Origin of the sequence: Liquorilactobacillus ghanensis DSM 18630 (assembly GCF_001435235.1) — a bacterium.
Lineage (GTDB): Bacteria > Bacillota > Bacilli > Lactobacillales > Lactobacillaceae > Liquorilactobacillus > Liquorilactobacillus ghanensis.
Map to the genome: position 1 here is coordinate 1 of NZ_AZGB01000002.1, position 20,490 is coordinate 20,490.

Annotated in this window: 19 protein-coding genes; 14 read left to right on the forward strand and 5 right to left on the reverse strand. The window is 38.6% G+C overall.

The genetic code is table 11. The features are described from left to right. Positions 1-316: 316 nt before the first annotated feature. Positions 317-1,066 carry a type 2 periplasmic-binding domain-containing protein gene (locus FC89_RS00655; RefSeq protein WP_057870621.1) on the reverse strand — a complete coding sequence of 250 codons (750 nt, stop codon included), beginning with the start codon at positions 1,064-1,066 and terminating at the stop codon, positions 317-319. A 77-nt stretch (positions 1,067-1,143) separates the two neighbouring features. Here FC89_RS00655 and FC89_RS00660 point away from each other — a divergent pair, with 77 nt between their 5' ends. The 9 genes from FC89_RS00660 to ispE all read left to right on the forward strand — a co-directional run bounded on the left by FC89_RS00660 (position 1,144) and on the right by ispE (position 9,827). Then, on the forward strand, positions 1,144-2,415 hold the full coding sequence (locus FC89_RS00660; RefSeq protein ID WP_057870622.1) for a hydroxymethylglutaryl-CoA reductase, degradative: 1,272 nt from the start codon (positions 1,144-1,146) through the stop codon (positions 2,413-2,415). Position 2,416: 1 nt separating this feature from the next. Further along, positions 2,417-3,367 (forward strand): hypothetical protein, encoded by a 951-nt coding sequence (locus FC89_RS00665; protein WP_057870623.1) that lies wholly within the window; start codon positions 2,417-2,419, stop codon positions 3,365-3,367. Positions 3,368-3,397: 30 nt separating this feature from the next. Then, positions 3,398-4,093: an NAD-dependent protein deacylase gene (locus FC89_RS00670; protein ID WP_057870624.1), complete on the forward strand. Its 696-nt coding sequence runs from the start codon at positions 3,398-3,400 to the stop codon at positions 4,091-4,093. Between the two features lie 95 nt (positions 4,094-4,188). After that, positions 4,189-6,186 carry a methionine--tRNA ligase gene (gene metG / locus FC89_RS00675; protein ID WP_057870677.1) on the forward strand — a complete coding sequence of 666 codons (1,998 nt, stop codon included), beginning with the start codon at positions 4,189-4,191 and terminating at the stop codon, positions 6,184-6,186. 81 nt (positions 6,187-6,267) lie between these two features. Further along, positions 6,268-7,032, forward strand: coding sequence for a TatD family hydrolase (locus FC89_RS00680; RefSeq protein ID WP_057870678.1), 765 nt, complete (start codon positions 6,268-6,270; stop codon positions 7,030-7,032). A gap of 3 nt (positions 7,033-7,035) precedes the next feature. Further along, complete coding sequence (rnmV, locus tag FC89_RS00685; RefSeq protein ID WP_057870625.1) at positions 7,036-7,605, forward strand: ribonuclease M5; 570 nt, start codon at positions 7,036-7,038, stop codon at positions 7,603-7,605. Continuing rightward, positions 7,595-8,485: a 16S rRNA (adenine(1518)-N(6)/adenine(1519)-N(6))-dimethyltransferase RsmA gene (rsmA, locus tag FC89_RS00690; protein WP_057870626.1), complete on the forward strand. Its 891-nt coding sequence runs from the start codon at positions 7,595-7,597 to the stop codon at positions 8,483-8,485. Before rnmV ends, rsmA begins: the two co-directional genes overlap by 11 nt. Positions 8,486-8,576: 91 nt before the next feature. Further along, positions 8,577-8,813 (forward strand): Veg family protein, encoded by a 237-nt coding sequence (locus FC89_RS00695; protein WP_057870627.1) that lies wholly within the window; start codon positions 8,577-8,579, stop codon positions 8,811-8,813. A 132-nt stretch (positions 8,814-8,945) separates the two neighbouring features. Beyond that, positions 8,946-9,827, forward strand: a complete 882-nt coding sequence (gene ispE / locus FC89_RS00700; RefSeq protein ID WP_057870628.1) for a 4-(cytidine 5'-diphospho)-2-C-methyl-D-erythritol kinase — start codon at positions 8,946-8,948, stop codon at positions 9,825-9,827. Positions 9,828-10,099: 272 nt separating this feature from the next. Here ispE and argH read toward each other — a convergent pair whose 3' ends face one another. Together argH and FC89_RS00710 are read right to left on the reverse strand one after the other, a co-directional pair. After that, positions 10,100-11,497: an argininosuccinate lyase gene (argH, locus tag FC89_RS00705; RefSeq protein WP_057870629.1), complete on the reverse strand. Its 1,398-nt coding sequence runs from the start codon at positions 11,495-11,497 to the stop codon at positions 10,100-10,102. Then, positions 11,494-12,726 (reverse strand): argininosuccinate synthase, encoded by a 1,233-nt coding sequence (locus FC89_RS00710; protein WP_057870630.1) that lies wholly within the window; start codon positions 12,724-12,726, stop codon positions 11,494-11,496. Before FC89_RS00710 ends, argH begins: the two co-directional genes overlap by 4 nt. A 489-nt stretch (positions 12,727-13,215) precedes the next feature. Between FC89_RS00710 and FC89_RS00715 the strand changes: the two genes are divergently transcribed. From FC89_RS00715 to FC89_RS00735, 5 genes are all read left to right on the forward strand, one after another. After that, positions 13,216-14,391 carry an aminotransferase class I/II-fold pyridoxal phosphate-dependent enzyme gene (locus FC89_RS00715; RefSeq protein ID WP_083485371.1) on the forward strand — a complete coding sequence of 392 codons (1,176 nt, stop codon included), beginning with the start codon at positions 13,216-13,218 and terminating at the stop codon, positions 14,389-14,391. Positions 14,392-14,422: 31 nt separating this feature from the next. Further along, positions 14,423-15,412: a D-2-hydroxyacid dehydrogenase gene (locus FC89_RS00720; RefSeq protein WP_057870631.1), complete on the forward strand. Its 990-nt coding sequence runs from the start codon at positions 14,423-14,425 to the stop codon at positions 15,410-15,412. Positions 15,413-15,761: 349 nt separating this feature from the next. After that, the gene (purR, locus tag FC89_RS00725; RefSeq protein ID WP_057870632.1) at positions 15,762-16,592 is read left to right on the forward strand and encodes a pur operon repressor; all 831 of its coding nucleotides are present in this window, start codon (positions 15,762-15,764) and stop codon (positions 16,590-16,592) included. A gap of 133 nt (positions 16,593-16,725) precedes the next feature. After that, positions 16,726-18,138: a bifunctional UDP-N-acetylglucosamine diphosphorylase/glucosamine-1-phosphate N-acetyltransferase GlmU gene (gene glmU / locus FC89_RS00730; RefSeq protein ID WP_057870633.1), complete on the forward strand. Its 1,413-nt coding sequence runs from the start codon at positions 16,726-16,728 to the stop codon at positions 18,136-18,138. Between the two features lie 84 nt (positions 18,139-18,222). Continuing rightward, positions 18,223-19,197, forward strand: coding sequence for a ribose-phosphate diphosphokinase (locus FC89_RS00735; RefSeq protein ID WP_057870634.1), 975 nt, complete (start codon positions 18,223-18,225; stop codon positions 19,195-19,197). Between the two features lie 85 nt (positions 19,198-19,282). Here FC89_RS00735 and FC89_RS00740 read toward each other — a convergent pair whose 3' ends face one another. Together FC89_RS00740 and FC89_RS00745 are read right to left on the reverse strand one after the other, a co-directional pair. Further along, positions 19,283-20,125, reverse strand: coding sequence for an aldo/keto reductase (locus FC89_RS00740; RefSeq protein WP_057870635.1), 843 nt, complete (start codon positions 20,123-20,125; stop codon positions 19,283-19,285). A gap of 19 nt (positions 20,126-20,144) precedes the next feature. Continuing rightward, a complete protein-coding gene (locus FC89_RS00745) occupies positions 20,145-20,369 on the reverse strand; it encodes a hypothetical protein (RefSeq protein WP_057870636.1) in 225 nt (74 codons plus the stop codon). Between the last annotated feature and the right edge of the window lie 121 nt (positions 20,370-20,490).

Genomic DNA, 20,490 nt, shown 5'->3' on the forward strand with positions numbered 1-20,490 from the left:
AGGAAGCTGCCGTGCTTAAATAAGACAGTAAAAGCAGTTGACATTTTAAAGTGTCAGCTGCTTTTTGTTTTTTATAAGATTTAGTTGATTTTGTTTGTGTACAAAATGAGTGCCCATTTTGCCAAGAGGTATCCAAAGAATTAAACTCATGATGTGTTAAGGTTCATTATTAAAAATCAAGAGGTATAAATAGGAACTTTTTATAAAATTAGCAATGTCCATGGTGTGGATTCAAAAATAGTTGATGATTAAAATCAAATGTTGCAGAAGATAAAATATCTTTTGAATACAGGTTAATAAAATTCAACTGGTAATTTTATTCTTGAGTGTAATCTTGCAAAAAGTATTTAACAGATAATTCTGCCAATTGACCATTTAATTGCATTTTTTTAAACTTGTTATTAATGGTTGTTCGATATTTCTGGTCTACCATTGCTCCGCTAACACTAGCAGTCAATGGAGGAAAAGCAGCTTGGGTTTCAGTAGTTGATAATAATTCCGGTTGCTTTTTAGTTAAGTAATTGTATTCTAAACTGCTCATGATTCCGGCATGAATCTGGGATTGATCAATCGCTGTTAATAACTTTTTTTCATTAGCATATTTTTTTTGCTTAAGGTGCAGATCACTTAAACTGCTAGGTAAGGCAGTGTGTGCTAGCCCTAATTGATGATGGTATTTGGTTAAATCTTTAGTAACATGTTTTTGATTGACAACTAGAACATTTGGTAAGAACAAGTAATTGATTTTGCTGGTGGTTGTTTGTTGACTTGAAACTCCCAATAATAGTTGTAATTGATGATGGCGAAACTGTTTTTTTAAAGCTTGAGCAGTTCCAGTAACAATGATTGTCTGGTGTTTAGCAAATTTAAATTTTTTGGCTAAGTGGTAATTGAAAGCGAATTGCTGTCTTTGAGTGTAATTTTTAGTTTCGTGAACAACTCCAATTTTGAAGTTAGTTGAGCTGGGATGGTTAGCAAATGAAGAATGGTTAAAAAATAGCCAGCTGCCGCTTAGCAGTGCTAAAATTATAATTGCAATTGTAAGTTGTTTTGCGTGCTTATTCATACCTGTAAATTCCTCCAGAAACTGGCTAGTTAACTTTATTTTTAAGTATAGCAATAATTGATTAAGGATGTATAAAAATGACAAATTTAAGTAAATTTTATCAAAAAACGTGGATGCAGCGACTGCAAGCCTTAATGGATCAGCAATTAATTTCGGTTGAACAACGACAATTATTGGAAAAATCAGCTACTGATCCGGCAGTCGGTGATCAGCAGATTGAAAATTATTTGACACATTACGGATTACCCGAAGGCTTGGCTTTTCATTATTTAATTGATCAACGGCGCTATTTAGTACCAATGGTAACCGAAGAGCCATCAGTTATAGCTGCCAGCAGTCATGGTGCGGCAATTGTTGAAAAGAGTGGTGGCTTTTATACAAAAGTTACTGATCACTTATTATGGGGACAAATTGTTTTTGAACAGGTAGCGAACGCTGAAAAATTAAAGTCGTTGCTTGAACAACAACAAGAAAAGTTACTTCAGATTGCTAATCAAGCTCATCCGTCATTGCAACAGCGCGGTGGCGGAGCGCGGTATCTACGAGTCCGAATCTTAGCTTCAGATCTGGTTTCGCTTGATTTGGCAATTGACACCCAACAGGCGATGGGAGCTAATATGGTTAATTCGATGCTGGAGGCCGTTGCAGATTACTTGAGGGAACAAGTTTCAACACCGGTGTTATTGAGTGTACTGAGCAACTTAGCTGATCAGGCGTTAGCTACGGCTGTTTGCCGAATTCCGGTAGAACTTTTAGCACGACCACAGATAACTGGCCAGCAAGTTGCGCAAAAAATGGCAGCTGCTTCAAGACTAGCACAACTAGATCCGTATCGGGCTGCAACGCATAATAAGGGCATCATGAATGGCGTTGATGCAGTGGCAATTGCTATGGGTAATGATTGGCGGGCAATTGAAAGTGCTGCACATGCTTTTGCTGTAAAAAAAGGCAACTATCGCGGATTAAGTCAATGGCAATTAAAAAGCGATGAGTCAGTACTTGAAGGAACTTTGACGTTACCATTGCCGGTCGGATTTGTTGGTGGTTCAACTAAAATTGTGCCTTTAGTTCAGCTTAATCACCATTTAACAGCAATCAAATCAGTAGGTGAGTTGGAAAAAGTGATGGTCAGCGTCGGTTTAGCACAAAATTTAGCTGCGCTTCAAGCACTTGTTAGTGAGGGTATTCAGCAAGGACATATGCGTTTGCAATTGCGGGCAACCGTTTTAGCTGCGGGAGCACAACCAGCCGAGGTAGCAACTATTGTAACCAAAATGCAGCAATTGCAGCGAACAGATTTGGCAACCGCCCAGAATTTATTGGCAAAAGAACATGAAGGTGAGCATTGAGATGACAGAATTGGATTTACGACCACAAGTACAATCGTTATTAGCAGAAACAAAAGAAAAAATTAAAATACCGATTATCGTTGAAGCAACTGATGCGAAAGTTGATTATGTTCGCCATGATCAAGCAGAACATTTTTTACGAGGCGGTAAAATGATTATTACATTAAAAAATAATCAAGCAGCAGATTTTCTGGTGACGCATGAACTACTGCACATCCAACAATTTAGTGAAAATTTACCGCAGTTACAATTCAATTTAACTAGTGGAGATCTTGATTTAGATAATAAAATTATGGCTGCTGGTTTGGAATTGTATGATACTGTTATGCATTTTCAAGTTTATGCTCAGCAGCGAAAATTAGGAGTTGTAGATCAATCATTGGCTGAAATGTTTTTCCAGGGCTTGTTGGCAACCTTGAAACCTGAGCAGAAAACAGCTGATCAATGGATGGTTTTGCGGACACTCAGTATTTTGGATGGCTTGGTTTTCTTTCAGGGTGATGAGCAGGTTACTGCTAAACTACAAAAATTATATCCGCAGTCCACGCAAGCTGCGCAACAAATGTATCAGCAATTAACAACTAAAAAGATGATCGGGCCGTTAGCTATTCGCCGAGGTATTGTCAAATTATTTCAAGAATTTGATCAGGCGTTGACAATATGGCAGTTGCCGGCAATGCAATTGAATCAGTTTTTAACAATTACACCGGTTTTGAGTTCACGCCAGCTTAAACTACAATTGCGTCAATTGTTTGCATTATATCATGTAGATTTTAAAGAAAATCTACACAACACACCAGCCTATCTAGGTGTTTATCGTCAAGATGACCAAAATTCATTTGTCCTGCCGACACCGACAGTTGAAAAACCAGATGAATTTTTTAAAGCGATTTATCGCTTAACTGTTGCTGATTTTATGAAAAAATATAATTTTGTGTATCAAAAAAGGTAAGTAACTTATTTTTTATTAAGGAGGTAAAAAATGTCGCTGACTACTGAAATCAATAAAGCTGCCAAGATCGTTTTTCTAACTGGTGCTGGAGTCTCTACTCCTTCGGGAATTCCAGATTATCGTTCAAAAGGTGGAATCTACGATAATGGGCAGGAACAACCCGAATATTTGTTAAGTAAAACGTGTTTGGAACAAGAACCAGAAAAGTTTTATCAGTTTGTAACAACTCAAATGTATTATCCGCAAGCTCAGCCGAATATTATTCATCAAAAAATGTCACTGATAACACAAAAAAAATCAGCAATCATTATTACTCAAAATGTCGATGGATTACATGTTAAAGCCGGCGCTAAACGAGTGATTGAATTCCATGGCAGTCTTTATCGAGTTTATTGCCAGCGTTGTGGTCAACGAGTAGATTACCGGCAATATTTACAAAGTATGTATCATATCAATTGTGGCGGCATTTTACGCCCAGATATTGTGTTATATGAAGAACCGATTGCTGCTAAGACATTAGAAAAGGCAGTTGCTGCTATTATTGCAGCTGACTTGTTGATCGTTTGCGGTACATCTCTACGAGTTTATCCTTTTGCGGGCTTATTAGCGTATCGGCAGCCACAAGCTGGTTTAATTGCAATTAATCGTGAGAAACTTGATTTACCAGTGGGCGCTGAACAATTAACAATGGATGCAACTACGGCATTTGAACAATTGCAGATTTGAGTTTTTGTTCGATTGATGGGCAAAATATGCTATACTTACGATAACTATCAATTGAATTCAATAAGGGAATTTAGGAGTGAAAGGACTTGACATCGATGGCTTCGCAGGAAACATTTTATATTACTACCCCGATTTATTATCCTTCGGGTAAATTACATATTGGCAACTCGTATACAACAATTGCCTGTGATGTAATGGCACGTTATAAACGGTTACAAGGATACGATGTTTTTTTCTTAACGGGAACCGATGAGCACGGCTTAAAAATTGAGAAAAAGGCTGAAGAATTAGGGATGTCTCCACAAGCGTATGTTGATCAGATGGCTGCTGGCATCAAACGGTTGTGGAAGTTACTGGAGATTTCCAATGATAAATTTATTCGAACAACTGATGATTATCATGAAAAAGCAATTCAAAAGATCTTTGAACATTTACTTAAAAAAGGTGATATTTATTTAGGCGAGTATCAGGGATGGTATTCAGTTTCAGATGAAGAATATTTTACGGAATCACAGTTGGCTGAGGTTTATCGTGATGAACAGGGCAAAGTAGTTGGTGGCAAGGCCCCATCTGGACACGAGGTTGAATTAGTTCGAGAAGAATGTTATTTCTTCAAAATGAGCAAGTACGCTGATCGATTGGTTAAATATTATCAGGATCACCCGGATTTTATTATTCCTGCGACACGTAAAAATGAAATGCTTAATAACTTTATTAAACCTGGCTTGGAAGATTTGGCGATTACGCGGACAACTTTTAATTGGGGGGTCAAGGTTCCTGACAATCCTAAACACGTAGTCTATGTCTGGATTGATGCACTATGCAACTATATTACGGCGCTAGGCTATGGGACAGACGACGACAGTTTATTTAAAAAGTACTGGCCGGCAGATATCCATATGGTTGGAAAAGAAATTGTCCGTTTTCATACAATTTACTGGCCGATTATTTTAATGGCTTTAGATTTGCCATTACCAAAACATGTAATTGGTCATGGCTGGCTGTTAATGAAAGATGGAAAAATGTCAAAATCCAAGGGAAATGTTGTTTATCCAGAAATGCTGGTTGAACGATATGGTCTTGACGCACTTCGTTATTATTTGATGCGAGCTGTTCCTTTTGGAAATGATGGTGTCTTTACTCCAGAAGATTTTGTCGGACGAGTTAACTATGATCTGGCTAATGATTTGGGGAATTTGCTTAACCGGACAGTAGCAATGATCAATAAATATACTGGTGGAACAATTCCGGCTTTAAGCCGACAAACAGCTTTTGATGAAGACTTGGAAACAGCAGCGACAGCGGCCTTGGAAAAATATCAACAAGAAATGGATCAAGTTCGTTTTTCTAATGCTTTGGAAGCTGTTTGGCAGTTAGTCAGTCGGACTAATAAATATATTGATGAAACCGAGCCATGGAATTTAGCTAAAGATCCAGCAAAGCAAGCTCAGCTTGACAGTGTATTAGCGCATTTGGCAGCTAGTCTGCGAGTGATAGCTGTTCTTTTGCAGCCGGTTATGACTCACGCACCAAAAGAAATTTTTGCTCAGTTGGGAATCAGTGGAACTGAAAGTACAATCGCTGATTTGGATTATGCTGATTTGCCAGCTGGGGCTCAGGTAGCTGCTAAACCAACTCCAATTTTTCCACGACTAGACGTTAAACAAGAAATTGCTTATATTAAATCGAAAATGACTAAAAATGAGAAAGTTAAGGGTCGCAAAGCAATGGCCGCTGCTAAAGAAAAAGCTGTTTTTAATAAAAAAGAAATCCGGTTTGATAAGTTTGACAAAGTTGAATTACGGGTTGCAGAAATTCTGGCAGTTGAACATGTTACCGGTGCTGATAAATTGTTGAAATTTACATTGGATGCTGGTGATCCGGCTCCACGACAAATTTTGTCAGGAATTGCTCAATGGTACCCGCAACCATCAGAGTTAGTTGGTAAAAAAGTAATTGCCGTTGCCAACTTGCAGCCGCGGAAGATGCGGGGAGAGGTTAGTCAAGGAATGTTATTATCCGCTGAATATGGTGATCAAGTTGAATTAATTACTGTTAATTCAGCAATTCCGAATGGTTCATTGCTCAGTTAGCTGATAGTGAAAGATCTTTTCTCTGAGAAAATTCAGAAAAAGGTCTTTTCTTATGAATAAATAGAAAAGATGGTGTAAATGCTGACAATCTTTGACTCGCATACGCATATCAATGATTTAGCTTTTGCTGCGGATTTACCGGATGTTATTGTGCGTGCTCATGCGTGGGGCGTTCAAAAAATGCTGGTTTTAGCCGGCGATTCGGCTAGTTTCAGCCGCTTACAAAAATTGTGGCAGTTGGACCCCAATATTTACGGAGCTGCCGGCTGTCACCCTGAAGATGCTGCAAGATTCAATGAAGCTGAGTTGCTCGATTTAACACAAAAACTCCAGTTACCGCAAATGAAAGCTCTTGGTGAAATTGGATTGGACTATCATTGTTCAGTTGCACCTGAATTGCAGCAGCAGGTTTTTTGGCAGCAGTTGCAATTGGCTAAAGAGCTTAAGTTGCCAGTTAGTATTCATAATCGGGATGCGTTTGCCGATACCTATCAAATTTTGAAAGATGCGCAAATAAGTGATATTGGTGGAGTAATGCATAGTTTCAATGGTAATGCAGCTTGGGCTGAAAAGTTTTTGCACTTGGGAATGTATTTATCATTCAGTGGTGTGGTAACTTTTAAAAACGCAGCAGAAGTTCGAGAAGCTTTTTTAGCAACACCATTAGATCGAATTCTAGTTGAAACAGATGCACCCTATCTTGCCCCATTGCCATATCGCGGTCAGCAAAATGAACCCGGATTTACCCGTATGACAGTGGAATATTTGGCAAAATTGCGGCAATTGCCGGTTGAGCAGTTAGCCGACCAGACCTATCAAAATACATTAAAATTATTAAGGATTTAGATTGTGAAAAAAATAAAAGAAGTGATTGTCGTTGAAGGCAAAGATGACACCAAAAGAATTAAACAAGCAGTTAATGCTGATACTTTAGAAACTAACGGATCAGCTATCAGTTCGCAAACGATCGAGCAAATCAAAGTGTTGCAGGCACGTCGCGGTGTAATTGTTTTTACTGATCCTGATTTTTCAGGTGAAAAAATTCGCCAAACAATTTCGCAACAAGTTTCCGGGGTAAAACACGCTTTTTTGACCAAAGCACAGGCTGTTCCCAAGTTTAAGGGCAGTTTAGGTGTCGAACATGCAACACCGGCAGCGATTTGTGCGGCTCTGGAACATTTATATACGGAAGTACCGGCGGCTGAGCCAGTGGTTTCGCGTGAGTTTTTATGGCAGGCGGGTTTATTATCAGGACCGAGAGCAAAAGAAAAAAGAGCTAAATTAGGTGAAATTTTGAAAATTGGCTATACAAATGGGAAACGGCTGTATGAACGGTTAAATCTATTTCAGATTGATATGCAACAGTTGCAGCAAGCCTTGAAACAAATTCAACAAATGGAGGAAAAGCATGGAAAATAAACGTCCAGCAATTGCTTCACCAACGAGAACAAGGGCGATCATGACGGCCTATGGATTAAATTTCAAAAAAAGTTTAGGCCAAAATTTCTTGACCAATGAAGAATTGCTCAAACAAATGGTTGCCGTTGCTGATATTTCAGCAAATGACGATGTAATTGAAATTGGTCCTGGAATTGGAGCTTTGACCGAGCAGCTGGCATCGAAAGCTCACCAAGTAGTTGCTTTAGAAGTTGATCAGCGGTTATTGCCAGTCTTGGCGGAAACTTTGGCAGACTATGCAAATGTCAAAGTAATTGAGCAAGACGTGTTGCAGGCTGATTTACCAGCTTTGATTGCAGCAAATTTTACTGGTCAGCAGCAACTCAAAGTAGTCGCAAATTTGCCATACTATATAACTAGCCCAATTATTAAATTCTTACTGCAGCAGCCGATTCCTTTAAAAACAATGGTCGTTATGATGCAAAAAGAAGTAGCTGAACGATTAAGCGCCGTCCCGCGCACCAAGTCCTATGGAGCATTATCGGTGCTGGTTCAGTATCAGTGTCAAGCAAAATTAGCAATAACGGTGCCTAAATCATTTTTTGTACCGCAACCAAAAGTTGATTCAGCAATCGTTAAGTTGGTGAAACGTGAAAAAATTGCAGTTCCAGTTAACTCTTGGTCACTTTTTGTTAAAGTTGTCCAAGGATGTTTTGCCCATCGGAGAAAAAATTTAGGCAACAATTTATTAAGTATTATCGGTAAAAAGAAGGTTACTAAAGAACAGGTAGCGGCATTTCTAAATGGAATGCAGTTGTCGGATCGAATGCGTGCTGAAGAATTAACCGTAGAACAATTTGTTGAGTTGACTAACAAATTACAAAAATCGGCGATTCTTTAAAAATTTTCATTTGAATTTTGACTAGCAGTTGTGGTATAATTGCAAATTTTGTGAAACTATGATAAGATTGTTTCACAGAGAGGTGAAAAAAATGCCGGTATCGATCGCTACGATCAAAAACAAATTAGATGATTATTTAGGGAAGCCGTTAACCGTTGTTGTTCAAGCAGGGAGAAAAAAAACTGTCAGTCGTCACGGAGTCTTACGTGAAACTTATCCGGCAGTTTTTGTAATCGAGTTGAACCAAGAAGAAAATGCTTTTGAACGCGTTTCGTATAGTTACACTGATATTTTGACTAAGAATATTCGCTTGGATTTTGAAGATTAATTAAACAGTTTAATTGTTGGACAGCTGAGAGCTTACGCTAGGGGAGCGGAGCTTTTTTTTTGGCGATAATTTTTTGTTTTAAGTAATTGTTTTTTAGTATAATGAAAGAAACAACTTCAAGTAGGTGACTGAATGGAGATAATTGAAAAAGCCCCCGCTAAGCTGAATTTATTTTTAGATACGCCTTTTCGTCACCCGGATGGGTTGCCTGAATGGCAAATGGTAATGACGTCAATTGACTTAGCTGATTATGTCAAAGTTAAACCACGTTCAGCCGATCAGCAGATTTTAGTGGATTCAGATCTAGGTTTTTTGCCGCATGATCAAAGAAATTTGGCTTTTCAAGCGGCTAGAATATTACAAAAACAATTTTCGGTTGCACAAGGGGTCGAAATTACGATCTACAAAAAAATTCCAGTTGCGGCTGGTATGGGTGGTGGTTCTGCAGATGCAGCAGCGGTACTGCGAGCACTCAATTGTGTTTGGAATTTAAAATTAAGTTTAGCTGAATTGGCAAAAATTGGACTTAGAATTGATTCAGATGTTCCATTTTGCATTTATAGTCAAACGGCAGCTGTTAGCGGTAAAGGAGAAATAATTTCACCATTACCGGTATTACCGCCTTTTTGGATTATTTTAGCTAAACCACGAGCCAGTGTTTCAACTGCTGGGATCTTAAAAAAGATTCCGTATGCTGAATTGCCGCATGCGGATTTTAAAAAAATGTTGATAGCTGTTGCAAATCAAAATATTGATTTGATGTTGCCAGCAATGACAAATGTTTTGGAAACAGTAACCGCTCAAAATGTACCTGAAATTTTACGGCTTAAACAAAAAATGGCTGCATTTGGAGCACAAGCAGCACAAATGACTGGCAGTGGTCCAACAGTTTTTGGAATCTGTGAGCATTATTCACGTGCTCAGCATGTTTATAATAGTTTGAAGGGCTTTTGCGATACAGTTCATTTAGTACGACCATGTCAATTACACAGTGATTGTTCACATAGAAACTAAATTGCAACTCTTCAAGCAAATGGAACAAGGACAATTTTTGAAATTGATCTTTGTTTTTTTGATTTTATTGGCATGAATGATTATTTATTCATCAGTCTTTTCTGTGGTACAGCTGGTTTAAATTTAGCGATTTTAACAGAATACAATACATATTAAATCACGATGATTTAGCAATAATAGCCGAAAAAACTAAAATACATCAGACAAATAAAGCTGAAGAATCTAGGGCTAATAATGGCTCTAAAATCTCCAGCTTATTAAAAAATTGATTTTCAAATAGTAGTTTTAGCTTGGGCTAATTCAGCTTGGGCAATTGTTAATTGCCTTTTAATTTGGGTGAATCCAGTTCCGCCGGCAGAATTTCGCCGTTTAACAGCTACTTCGGGTTTAAGCGCTTGATAAACATCATTTTGAATCAAAGGGCTTTGCTGCTGCAGTTCAGTTAAAGAAAAATCCTGTAAACTGCGCTTTTCTTTGATGCCCTTGAGCACCAACTCTCCGACCAACCGGTGGGCTTCACGAAATGGCAAACCTTTAGCTGCTAAATAATCAGCTAATTCGGTTGCGTTTGAAAAGTCGTGTTCAGTAGCATGGCTCAACTTGGCTTTGTTCAAAGTCAGTGTTGCTAACATCCCATTGAAGACCTTAAGACTTGGCAAAATGGTCTTAACAGTATCAAAGACACTTTCTTTATCTTCTTGCAGATCTTTATTGTAGGCCAATGGCAACCCTTTTAATGTAGTTAGCAAGCCGAGCAGATGACCATAAACACGTCCACTTTTTCCACGAATTAATTCTGCCATATCGGGATTCTTTTTTTGCGGCATGATTGAACTGCCGGTTGAATAGGCATCACTGAGACTGATGTAATTAAATTCATAAGAACACCATAAAACGATTTCCTCGCAAAATCGGGATAAATGCATCATCAAGATCGATATATTGCTCAGAAATTCTAGGACAAAGTCACGATCAGAAACAGCATCAAGTGAGTTCTCGTAAATTTTTGAAAATCCTAACAACTCAGCAGAATAAGTTCGGTCGATTGGGAAAGTCGTTCCAGCTAAAGCAGCAGCTCCCAGTGGTGAAATATCAATATGTTGTTGATTAAAAGCTAAACGTTCGGCATCACGTTTAAACATCTGGTAATAGGCCAGCAGATAGTGAGCGTAAGAAATCGGCTGAGCATGCTGCAAATGGGTATAACCAGGCATGAGCGTTGTAACATTAGCAGCGGCCTTGGTAACGATCGTTTGTCGCAGCTGAAAAAGAGCTTTTTGAATCTCGGGCAAACGATTTTTTAAATATAAATGCAAGTCAGTTGCTACTTGATCATTACGACTGCGAGCAGTATGCAGTTTGCCGGCAACTGGTCCAATTTCTTTAGTCAGCAGTACTTCAAGGTTCATATGGATATCTTCATACTGGGTATCAAAAGTTAATTTACCTTGCTTGAGTTGCTGCATTAAAGTTTTTAATCCATTGCTAATCTGCTTGGCATCAGCAGCTGGTAAGATTTTCGTGTGTGCTAACATTTGAACGTGGGCCAAGGAACCCTGCAGATCTTCATAGGCCATTTCTTGATCAAAGCTGATAGAAGCTCCGAATTCTTCAGCTAATTGGTCATTTTCTGCTGTAAAGCGCCCACCCCATGGTTTAGCGACGCTCATAAACTGACACCTTCGTGTTCGCTTTTATCGGTTTTATTTTTAGTTTGAACTTGAGCATAGACTTGGGTTGGTAATCCCCAGAGTTTGATAAAGCCAGCAGCAGCAGCCTGATCGAATTCATCAGCTGAGGTATAAGTAGCCAAGTTTTTATCATAAAGTGAATATGGCGATTTCCGTCCTTCACAGATTGCGTTGCCTTTAAACAGCTTTACCCGCACAATTCCGGTAACATTTTTTTGTGATTCTTTCAAGAATGCTTTCAAAGCTTCCATTAATGGTGAGAACCAGAGACCATTATAAATTAATTCACTGAGTTTTTGCTCAATTACCGGTTTGAAATGGGCAAGGTCATGTTCATTGGTAAGATCTTCCAAATCTTTATGCGCCTTGATTAAAACGGTCGCAGCTGGGCATTCGTAAATCTCCCGGGATTTGATTCCAACAAGTCGATTTTCGACATGGTCGATCCGACCGATTCCATGCAAGCCGGCTAACTTATCCAATTGCATAATCAACTCAGCTAATGGATATTCAGTCCCATTAATTGCTGTCGGAATTCCCTGTTTAAATGTAATTTCAATTGTATCTGGCGTATCAGGTGTTTCTTCAAGTGGGCTGGTCCGATCATAAGCATCTTCTGGAGCACTTGCCCATGGATCTTCCAAAATACCACATTCGTTAGCCCGTCCCCAAAGGTTTTCATCAATAGAATAGGGACTGTCTAAGTTAATCGGCACTGGAATATTATGTTCTTGAGCATAATTAATTTCTTCTTCCCGTGACCAATGCCATTCGCGAATCGGATCTTCAATTTTCATTTCTGGTGCTAAGGCATGGATTCCAACCTCAAACCGGACTTGATCGTTTCCTTTGCCGGTACACCCATGAGCAATCGCTGTTGCGCCATATTCTTTAGCAACTTCCACTAATTTAGTAACAATTAATGGCCGCGATAGAGCAGAAACTAGAGGATATTTATTCTCATAATAGGTATGGCCTTGAAGAGCGATTAAGGCATACTCTTGAGCGAATTCTTCCTTAGCATCAATTGTCAAAGAAACGCTGGCACCAACAGCTAAACCTTTTTCCTTGATCTTTTCGAGATCTTTTCCTTCACCAACATCAATACAACAAGCGATCACATCGTAACCTTTATCTTTTAACCAAGCGATTGAAACTGATGTATCAAGTCCACCGGAATATGCTAAAACGACTTTTTCTTTTTCCATAATGAGAACCTCCTGAAAGTTTTGCTTGTTAAAACAATAACACCAGTATACAAAAAATGCAATAATATTATAAAAAAAGGCCTAAAAAACTTGTTTTTAGAATTTTTATTCATAATAAGTTGGATATTCACTTGGGAATGATTAAAATTTACCTAGAAATGAGGTTGACAAAAACCGTTTAATCGGTTAAATTAGATTTATTCAATTTTAAGGAGTTTTTAATTATGAAAAGTTTGGAATTACCTGCAGAATTGAATACTTATTTTTACTTTTGGTTTTTTCATAAGTGTTTGTAGTCCGAATGGGGGTGCAAACACGTAGCAAGTGATTTGCACCTGTGGAGAAGCTGAAAGCTATTTGATAATGGAATCAAAGCCAAGCCGCACAGATGTTAAAAAAATCTGATGGGCTTTGGTAATCAAAGAAAATTTGCTTAAGCCTGAAGATTAATCTTCAGGCTTTTTATTTTAGAAAAGGAGCTGGTTACAAGTGGAATCATTGGCAAAAAACATGAAAAAGGAATTGGCTTTGCTGCAACCGTCAGATATTCGCAGTTTTGATGAGTTTGCTTCAAAAATTCCGGGAATTATTAAATTTACGATGGGTGAACCGGATTTTAATACTCCTGATCATATTAAACAAGCTGCAATTGCAAGTATTGAAGCTAATCAAACTCATTATGCACATTCAAATGGAGATCTGCATTTGCGTCAGGCAGCAGCCGACTTTTTAGCAGAAAAATATCAGCAGCAATATGATCCGGCTAGTGAAGTTATTATTACTAATGGAGCAACGGAGGCAATCTACACCGCCTTAACCTCGATCCTTAATCCAGGGGATAAAGTTATTATCCCAACACCAACTTTTCCACTGTACATTGCCATAACGATTTTAAATCAAGCCGAACCAATTTTAGTGGATACTAGTGCTACTAATTTTAAATTAACGGCTGAACAATTGAAACAAACGTTGGCTGAGCAGGGGGATAAGGTCAAAGCAGTTGTTTTGAATTATCCTTCAAATCCGACTGGGGTCACTTATCAACAAGCCGAACTTGATCAGTTGGCAGCAGTTTTACGTGGCAAACCAATTTTTGCAATTTGCGATGAAATTTACAGTGAATTGAACTATGATCAGCCACATGCTTCTTTGGCGAATGTTTTGCGAGATCAGACGATCTTAATTAATGGCGTTTCTAAATCACATGCCATGACAGGTTGGCGGATCGGCATTTTATGCGCTCCCAAAGAAATTACGGCCGAATTAAGCAAAGTCCATCAATTTACTATTACTACCACTTCAACAATGACTCAAGCCGCGGCATTGGAAGCACTGGTTAATGGTCAAGATGATTCTCACCCAATGAGAGCAGAGTATCAGCGGCGGCGGGATTACTTGATTGAGAAGATGAATGAATGTGGCTTTACATGTGCTAAACCGCAAGGAGCGTTTTATTTATTCGCTAAAATTCCTGCCGGTTTGATTCAAGATGATAAAAAATTTATTTATGATCTAGCTGAAAAAGCCAAAGTAGCTGTTATCAGCGGCAGTAGTTTTGGTCCGGGAGGTGCCGGCTATATTCGGATTAGTTATGCAGCCAGCATGGATGATATCAAAGAAGCTATGCGTCGTGTTAAAAAATATGTAAATGATCAAACCAAGTAATCAGAGAATAATAATACAAGGAGTAAAAAACATGAAAATTTTAATGTATAGTGTCCGTGATGATGAAAAAGCAGCAATTAAGAATTGGGCTGACAAACACCAAGTTCAAATAGATACGATTGCCCAAGCACTGCATTTAACAACGGCTCATCAAGCGGAGGGCTATGACGGAATTGTTATTCAGCAGCGAGCAAAGGTAGAAGATGGCGTGTATCCGATTTTGCAGCAAGCCGGCTTGCAACAGATTGCCTCCCGAACAGCTGGCTATGATGTAATTAATCTGGCTCTGGCCGCGGCAAGTGGACTCAAAGTTACGAATGTGCCGGCTTATTCACCGCATTCAGTAGCTGAGTTGGCCTTGACCCATACTTTGCGATTAATTCGCAATCTTGAACTATTTGATTTTCGTTCAGCTAAACAGGATTTTCGCTGGGAGGGATTACAGGCAAAAGAAATTCACTCGCTGACAGTTGGAATTATTGGAGCCGGTCGGATTGGTGGTACAACTGCAAAGCTTTTTCAAGCCTTGGGTGCTAGAGTAATTGCTTATGATTTAAAAGAACGTGACGAACTAAAAAGTATTTTAACGTACACTAGTAAAGAAGAATTGCTGCAGCAAGCAGATGTTGTTTGCCTGCACGTTGACTTGAACCCGACTAGTGAAAACTTAATGGACGAAGCAGCCTTTGCGTTAATGAAACCGACAGCTTATTTGGTCAATGAATGTCGTGGGCCGGTAGTGAACACACCAGCGTTGATTAAGGCACTTAAAGCACATCAATTGGCAGGAGCAGCATTGGATACTTTAACTGGGGAAGAGAAGTTCTTTAATGTCGATTTGACCGGTAAAGAGTTGCCAAGTAAAGAATTGATTGAATTGCGGGCAATGCCGAACGTTATTATTACACCACACATTGGTTTTTACACTAATATTGCGGTACAAAATATGGTCGATATCAGTTTAGATGATACTTTAGCTATTTTGCAGGGCAAAAAAAGTTCCCATGAAATTACCGCTTAATAACTAGGAACGATAATTTAAGCGATCGCAAAGTAAAACTTTATTCAGTTTGTGAATAAATATAGTTTAATAAAGCAAGGTTCTCCACTTAATACGAACCATTTATATTTTAAATCAATTGCTGGTTAATCATGATTAATTAACTTAAACCATGATCTTAATCATTGAAAGTTGGCCGAACGTTAATTGTTCCTGATTAAATAACAAAAAAATTAAAAGATTAGTAACAATTAATAATTAAAAGCGAACGTTAAGGATGATTTGTCATGCAAAAACCTAAAAAAAAGCGTATAATATGTAGTTAGATTAATTTAACAGTTATTTGATTTTTTTAAGTGGAGGAGTTAGATTGAAAACAAGAAGAAGTGATCGGTTGATCGATATGACAAGATACTTGTTAGAAAGACCGCATACTTTAATATCATTAACCTTTTTTGCCAAACGGTATGAATCGGCTAAATCATCAATTAGTGAAGATTTAGCAATTATTAAACGAACTTTTAAATTTCGTGGAATTGGAATTTTGGAAACAATTCCAGGTGCAGCTGGTGGTGCACGATTTATTCCGTCTATTGATGAGCAAGAAGCCCGAGATTTTATTCAAAACATGACTGAACGTTTATCAGAAAAAGATCGCTTGCTTCCAGGAGGATATGTTTACCTTTCAGATTTGCTTGGACGACCAGACGTTTTACGGCAAGTTGGTCGGGTTATTGCTCGGCAGTATCTTGATAAGCAAATTGATGCGGTGATGACGGTTGCAACTAAAGGTGTGCCGATTGCTCAAAGCGTTTCCAATTATTTGAATGTTCCCTTCGTTATCTTGCGGCGGGACAGTAAAATAACTGAAGGCTCAACAGTTTCTGTCAACTATGTTTCCGGCTCCAGTGAACGAATTGAAAAAATGGAATTATCTAAGCGTAGTTTAAAACGCGGTTCGCATGTATTAGTGGTTGATGACTTCATGAAAGGCGGCGGGACAGTTAACGGTATGAAGAGCATGATCGAGGAATTTGAGTCCGAGATGGTGGGGATTACTGTTTTTGCCGAAGCTGCTTTTGAGGGTCACCGAATGGTCGATGATTATACTTCATTATTAAAAGTTGACCAAGTTAACACATTAAATAAAACAATCCATGTTAGTGCTGGTAATTATTTGGAAAAGGTTTTTGGAAAATAAGCTTCAATAGCAGTTCGCTTTGGGTGAACTGCTATTTTTGGGTTAAAATGATTTGTGTTGGTTGAGTACCTTGCAGTCACAATCGGTGTAAGGTATCATAATTGAGTAATTATAATTTAGAGGAGATTTTAAAATGTCTGCAAACTATGCGGTTGTTTTGGCGGCTGGTCAAGGAACCCGGATGAAATCAAAACTTTATAAAGTACTGCATCCTGTATGTGGTAAATCAATGGTTGAACATGTGATCGGTCAAATTGAACAATTGAATTTGACACAAATTGTCACGATTATCGGTTATGGTGGTAAACAAGTAAAAGAAGTTTTAGGAAAACGGACAGAATTTGCTGTGCAGCAAGAACAGTTGGGAACCGGCCATGCCGTTTTGCAGGCTGAACAAATTTTAGGAGAAAAAAAGGGAACAACGCTGATTATTTGTGGCGATACACCGTTATTTAAAGCTGCTACATTGGCTGATTTATTTGCCTATCATCAACAGCAAAAGGCAGCGGCAACTATTTTAACAGCAAAAGCTCCAGACCCGACTGGCTATGGTCGAATTATTCGTGATCAAGCAGGAAATGTTGCCAAAATTGTTGAACAAAAAGATACAACCCCAGCTGAAGCAGCAATTAACGAGATTAATACCGGCGTCTACTGTTTTGATAACCAGACATTATTTCAAGCATTGCATCAAGTAACCAATGATAATGCTCAGCATGAATATTATTTAACAGATGTGATTGAAATTTGCCAAAAAAGCGGCCAAAAAGTAGCTGCTTTTGCTATGAAAGATTTCAATGAGTCAATGGGGGTCAATGATCGAGTAGCACTTGCCAAGGCAACTTCATTGATGCGCCAGCGAATCAATGAAACTCAAATGCGTAATGGAGTGACTTTGATCGATCCACAAAATACGTATATTGATAGTGATGTGCAGATCGGTGCTGACACAGTGATTGAACCCGGCGTTGTATTGAAGGGAAAAACAATAATTGGCGAGAACTGTTTGATCGGTGCTCATTCACAAATTACCGCTAGTACGATTGCTGATAATGTAACTATTACCGCATCGGTTTTGGAAAACGCTGAAATGGCTGAAGGCAGCAATATTGGACCTTATAGTCATTTGCGTCCGCAAGCTAAGATCGGCCCACGAGTTCATATTGGTAATTTTGTAGAAGTTAAAAAAGCCGAGATTGGTGCGGATACGAAAGTTGGTCATTTGACATATGTAGGTGATGCTACTTTGGGACGGCACATTAATGTTGGCTGTGGCTGTGTCTTTGTTAATTATGACGGAATTAATAAACATCATACGACAGTTGGCGACTATTCATTTATCGGGAGTTCTTCCAATATGGTTGCACCATTACAGATCGCGGATCATGCGTATGTAGCTGCTGGGTCAACAATTACAGGCGATGTAGCTGCACATGATATGGCAATTGCTCGTGGTCGCCAAGTTAATAAAGCTGGTTATTATGATCGTTATCCAGTTGCAAAAGCGGCTCAACAAGCAGAACAGGCAGAAAAAAGTTTCAAATGATCTAAAAACAATTTATAAATGCGCTTGATTTTAAGACTTTTTTTGCATAAGATTATTAGAGAATAAATAAATATGGAGGCTATCATGTCTGGAAAAAATGCTGAGCCTAAGCTTAAATTATTTGCTTTGAATTCTAACAAACCGTTGGCAGAGAAAATTGCGGCGGCAGTCGGAGTACCTTTGGGAAAAACATCAGTGGATCGTTTTAGTGATGGAGAAATTCGGATCAATATCGATGAAAGTATTCGTGGTGATGATGTTTTCATTATTCAATCAACTTCGGCACCGGTAAACGATAATTTAATGGAATTATTGATTATGATCGATGCTTTACGGCGGGCAAGTGCAGCTAATATCAACGTGGTGATTCCATATTACGGCTACGCGCGGCAGGATCGAAAGGTTAGACCGCGGGAACCAATTACAGCAAAATTGGTTGCTGACATGATAGTAAAAGCAGGTGCTGATCGAGTTGTTGCTTTGGATTTACATGCAGCACAAATTCAAGGATTCTTTGACATCCCGGTTGATCATTTGATGGGAGCACCATTACTAGCAGATTATTTTTTGAACAACGGATTGGAAAAAGATGCAGTTGTAGTTTCGCCTGATCATGGTGGTGTAACGCGGGCTCGTAAATTAGCTGAGTTTTTAAAATCACCAATTGCCATTATTGACAAACGGCGTCCAAAAGCAAATGTAGCAGAAGTTATGAATATCATTGGTTCAGTTGATCATAAACGTTGTATTTTGATTGATGATATGATTGACACAGCTGGCACAATTACTTTAGCAGCCCAAGCACTAAAGGATGCCGGTGCTGATGAAGTTTATGCTTGTGCGACTCACCCAGTGCTTTCGGGTCCGGCGATCGAGCGCTTGGAAAATTCACCGATTAAACGGGTGATTATTACTGATTCAATTAAATTGCCTGAAGATAAGAAAATTGACAAATTGTTGCAGGTTTCAGTTGGTGATTTAATTGGCGATGCAATTAAACGGATTTATGAAAACAAATCAGTTAGTCCATTGTTTAAAAATCGCTTTCACAAGGAATAAGGCACATTAAAAAGAATTGATTAGCTAATTATCAAAATTAGTCGATCAATTCTTTTTTTATTATAGCCAAAACTCAAATTAAGAATTAGAATTCTTGATAAACGGCTGGATCTTGATTTTTATTTCGGCCATTTGGTCGGTCAAGTTGATTGATCTGTTCCATTTCAGAATTGGATAATGAAAAATCAAATAGATTCAGATTGTCGCTTTGCCGTTTAGCAGAACTGGATTTAGGAATGATGCCAACGCCTAGTTGTAATTCCCAACGTAAAATTATTTGACCAACTGATTTTTGCTGATTTTTAGCAATTTGTTGGATAACCGGTTCCTGCAAAACAGCACTGGCACGGCCCAATGGACTCCAAGCTTGAGTAAAGATATTTTTATCAGCATCATATTGGCGTTGCTGCTTTTGTGACCAGTAAGGGTGCAGTTCAATTTGGTTTACGGCCGGTAATACGCCGGTTTCTTTTTCCAACCGGTCAATATGTTCCGGCAAGAAATTTGAAACTCCAATGGAACGAATTAAGCCGAATTTTTGGGCAGCAATCAAAGCTTGCCAAGCTTCGACATAATGATCTTCTTTGGGATTTGGCCAGTGAATTAGATAAAGATCAAAATAATCTAACTTCATCCGAAAAAGTGATTCTTGAATAGTTGCAATTGCTGCTTGATATTGATGATGTCGCCCGGGAAGCTTGGAAGTTACGAATAAATTGCTGCGTGGCTGTTGACTGCGCCGAATTGCTTCTCCGACAGCACCTTCATTTTCATAATTTACGGCATCATCCAATAAACGATAACCGCGTTGAATCGCTTGAGTAATGACGTTGCAACCGCTGGCACCATTTAAAAGATATGTGCCAAAGCCGATTACTGGAATTTGATTTCCGTCATTCAAGGTTATTTCAGGTGCAAGTTTTCCCATAAGAATTCCTCCTGAATCTTTATTTTAATCGTTCGACTAACTGGAAATTTTTGGTTGGCTGGCTATCGTCCTTAGCAGCAGTCGCATCAAAGACAAAATATGACTTGCCATTGTTTTTTTCCTGGACTAACAATAGTTCGTGATTGCTTTTTTGGCGATAAATCTTTGCGGCTACATAAGCTTCATGATAATCAAAACTGCTGGCAACCGCTTGACCGGGATTAAAAAAAACATTTTCACTCATAATTAAAGTCCCCCTTAGTTTAAGTTAACTTAATTGTATCACGGAATAAATAACTGCAAAATTATTCCGATTAACGGGAAAAAAGCTGTATATTAGTATACAGATATCTTATTAGATTTTA